A 4,083-nucleotide genomic window follows, 5' to 3' on the forward strand; every position below is an offset into this window, starting at 1 on the left:
AAGTGCGGTATAAAAATGCCGAGAATTCGCGTGGAGAGAAAGGATTTTGGGTGGAGATTTTATTGAATAAAAAAGCACCTTAAACGTCCTTAAAGTGCTAACATTATTATTGCTGTGACTATTGTTCGCTTAATACACGTGGGAATAAGATATTATTTTCCGTGTGAATATGCTCTTGCAGATCATCACAAAATTCTTGAATACCTTGGTAGAGATTACGCCAAGAGGTGCAAGCATCAGCTGGTGACGTCATATTGTGAGTAAGAGTGCGTAACATTTCAATCGTTGCACCGTGTTCATCGTGTTCAAATTCCATTACCTGAATGGGCATTCGTGCCATCATATAATTACCTGCTTGGATCATTGGGAACAAGATTTGTTCTTCTTTCATCATATGGCTAGACAAATCCGCATAGGCATTTTTTAGCGCGTCAGCTAAACCTTTTGGACAATCAGGGTGATCAGCGTGGCGTTCTTCTACCTTTTCTGCAAGGGGAATTAGCTCTTGTAATTGTTCACGATGACGTTGATGAAAGCGCGACAGGATATGCGAGATGGTGTCTTGATAACTGGCACTTTGCCATTGTTGATCGGCTTGTTTCATTCTATTTTCTAATGACATAATTTGACCTTAATATTGGATTGTTAAACCTGACCAAAATACTAAGGTATTTGGTTGGTAATCCCAACTTCTTTTTAAGAAAAGGTGGTCGGCTTATGATCTAAATCAGATTTTATAACTCAAAATAGGTGGAAAAATTTTACAAAATTCCACCGCACTTTAAATTATAGAGAATGAAAGACTAGGTGAAGTGAAAAAGCGGTTTAAGCTAAACCAAACCGCTTGAGAATTTAGTGAGATTAATGGTTGTAGCCGAGTAACATTGCGCCAACAAATGAAATTAATGCAAGCAGAAATGCCGCTGGATTATTAGCTGTGCCACGTTTAAAAAACTTAGCGGCAAAAATGATGTAGCTAATTAATAAGGCAAATTTGGCGATAATCCACCAAGGGAAGCCTATTCCTAGGGAGAATAATAAGATTGCACCGCTTACGATCAGTAGCGTATCGGATAAGTGCGGTAGGATTTTGAGTAATTTTATGGCGCGCCAATCTTCTCCAGCAAATTGCATTAAGGCACGAATAATAAATAGCCCTAAGCTAATAAAAGCACAAAAAAAGTGGGTGTAAATAGCATAAAAAATCATTGTCTAAATTCCTATAGAATGGTTTGGGATTTTAAAAGTCCAGTGTGAAAAAAGGTTTCAGTTTTGGGAAAAGAGAAAGTGGGCGAGTTGCCCACTTTGTTTTTATTCTTCCACATTTTCTGTTTCAATGTCCGATTCTTCATCGTCCACATCACAAACACGCTCAAGGCTTACTACTTGCTCGCCTTCGGCGGTGCGAATTAAGCGAACCCCTTGGGTGTTTCGTCCCACAATGCTGACTTCACTCACACGGGTTCTAACCAATGTTCCTGCGTCCGTAATGAGCATAATTTGGTCGCTTTCTTCCACTTGGGTTGCTGCCACCACTTTGCCGTTACGCTCACTCACTTTGATAGAAATCACTCCTTTGGTGTTGCGTGATTTGGTTGGGTATTCCTCAAGTGCGGTACGTTTTCCGTAGCCATTTTGCGTTGCGGTTAAAATTGCTCCCGCATTTTTTGGAATAACGAGGGAAACCACTTTATCAATGTTGAGATCAAGGGTTTCTTCGCTGTTATCCTCGGAAACGTCTTCAATTTCCACCGCACTTTCATCATCAGAAAGATCGTTGGTTAGGGCGAGTTTAATCCCGCGAACCCCTGTGGCGGTGCGTCCCATTGGGCGAACCGCACTTTCTGCAAATCGCACTACACGACCTTGTGAGGAGAACAACATAATTTCGTCATTGCCGTTGGTAATGTCTACCCCGATGAGTTCATCTTCATCACGCAAGTTCAAGGCGATAATTCCACTTGAACGTGGGCGGCTAAATTCGGTGAGGGCGATTTTCTTCACGATCCCGCCTGCGGTTGCCATTACAACAAATTTATCTTCCTCATAAGCGGAAATTGGCAAGATGGCGGTGATACGTTCGTTTTCATCCAATGGCAGAATATTGACGATTGGGCGACCACGCGCACCACGGCTGGCTTGTGGTAATTGATATACTTTGAGCCAATATAATCGCCCGCGACTTGAGAAACATAAAATCGTGTCGTGGGTGTTGGCAACCAATAATTTTTCGATGAAATCTTCTTCTTTCATCTTGGTTGCCGATTTCCCTTTACCGCCACGGCGTTGGGCTTCGTAATCGGTAAGTGGTTGATATTTCACATAACCTTCGTGAGAAAGGGTAACAACCACGTCTTCTTGTGCGATAAGATCTTCAAGATTAATATCACCAGATGCCATTGTGATTTCGGTGCGGCGTTCGTCATTAAATTCGGTTTTAATGCGTTCTAATTCTTCATGCACCACTTCACGCAAGCGTTCAGTGCTGTTTAAAATGTGTAAAAGTTCGCCGATTTCGACTAAAATTTCTTGGTATTCGGTAACGATTTTTTCGTGTTCTAACCCTGTTAGACGTTGTAAGCGAAGATCTAAAATTGCACGGGCTTGTTCTTCGGAAAGGTAATATAAGCCATCACGCACGCCTAATTCAGGGGAAAGATCTTCAGGGCGAGAAGCGTCCATTCCTGCGGCTTCGAGCATCGCACTCACATTGCCCAGTTCCCAACCACGAGATAGCAAGGCTTCACGGGCTTCATCACCTGTTTTTGAAGCACGGATCACTTCAATGACAGGATCGATATTCGCCAACGCGATCGCCAAGCCTTCTAAAATATGCGCACGTTCACGGGCTTTACGCAATTCAAACACGGTACGGCGAGTAACCACTTCACGGCGATGTTTCACGAAAGCTTCGATAATTTGCTTTAAATTGAAGAGCTTAGGTTGCCCGTGATCAAGTGCCACCATATTGATCCCAAAGGTCACTTGCATTTGGGTGAGGGCATAGAGGTTATTCAGCACCACTTCGCCAACCGCATCTCGCTTGATTTCAATTTCAATGCGGAAGCCCTCTTTGTTGGATACATCAAGCACGTTGCTAATGCCTTCGATTTTTTTATCTCGCACCAGCTCCGCAATTTTTTCCACTAAACGGGCTTTGTTTACTTGATAAGGAATTTCCGTAACGACAATGGTTTCACGCCCTTTCTCACTGGTTTCAATCTCGGCTTTAGCACGAACGTAAACCTTGCCTCGCCCTGTTTTATACGCGTCCTCAATCCCTTTGCGACCGTTAATTAATGCCGCTGTTGGAAAATCTGGGCCGGGAATAAACTGCATTAATTCATCAATGCTAATTTCCTCGTTATCCAAATATGCCAAGCAACCATCTAGCACTTCACCTAAATTGTGTGGGGGAATATTGGTCGCCATACCCACCGCGATCCCCGATGAACCATTGACGAGTAAGGCGGGGATTTTGGTTGGCAACACATCGGGAATCATCTCTTTGCCATCATAGTTTGGCGAGAAATCCACGGTTTCTTTGTCTAAATCGGTCAGCAGTTCTTGCGTAATTTTCTGCATACGCACTTCGGTATAACGCATTGCCGCTGGGGCATCACCGTCCACCGAACCAAAGTTACCCTGACCGTCCACCAACATATAGCGTAGCGAGAAAGGCTGTGCCATACGCACAATGGTGTCATAAACGGCACTATCACCGTGAGGGTGGTATTTTCCGATGACATCACCCACCACACGAGCCGATTTTACATAGGCTTTATTATGGGTAATTCCGCTTTGATCCATTGAATACAAAACACGGCGGTGTACAGGTTTTAACCCATCACGCACATCAGGCAAGGCACGTCCAACAATCACGGACATTGCGTAGTCGAGATAAGAAGATTTTAGCTCTTCCTCAATACTCACAGGGGTAACGTTTGAAACCAAATTCGTCATTGAAATATTCCCTAATTACATAAAAAATTAGGCAGGATTGTAGCATAATTTCAATAATATCTCTAATCTAATAAAGATTGTTATGGCGTAAATTTGGTTTTTTCTTTGGGATAAATAACA

3 protein-coding genes are annotated in these 4,083 nt (G+C 43.0%); all 3 read right to left on the reverse strand.

Annotation, left to right across the window (positions count from 1 at the left end):
* Positions 1-118: 118 nt before the first annotated feature.
* The 3 genes from C3Z13_RS08535 to gyrA all read right to left on the reverse strand — a co-directional run bounded on the left by C3Z13_RS08535 (position 119) and on the right by gyrA (position 3,963).
* Complete coding sequence (locus C3Z13_RS08535; protein WP_181022042.1) at positions 119-622, reverse strand: hemerythrin domain-containing protein; 504 nt, start codon at positions 620-622, stop codon at positions 119-121.
* Positions 623-861: 239 nt separating this feature from the next.
* Positions 862-1,209 (reverse strand): SirB2 family protein, encoded by a 348-nt coding sequence (locus C3Z13_RS08540; protein WP_103855639.1) that lies wholly within the window; start codon positions 1,207-1,209, stop codon positions 862-864.
* Between the two features lie 102 nt (positions 1,210-1,311).
* The gene (gene gyrA / locus C3Z13_RS08545) at positions 1,312-3,963 is read right to left on the reverse strand and encodes a DNA topoisomerase (ATP-hydrolyzing) subunit A (RefSeq protein WP_103855640.1); all 2,652 of its coding nucleotides are present in this window, start codon (positions 3,961-3,963) and stop codon (positions 1,312-1,314) included.
* Between the last annotated feature and the right edge of the window lie 120 nt (positions 3,964-4,083).

The sequence above is a fragment of the Avibacterium endocarditidis genome, from assembly GCF_002921145.1.
GTDB classification, from domain to species: Bacteria; Pseudomonadota; Gammaproteobacteria; order Enterobacterales; family Pasteurellaceae; genus Avibacterium; species Avibacterium endocarditidis.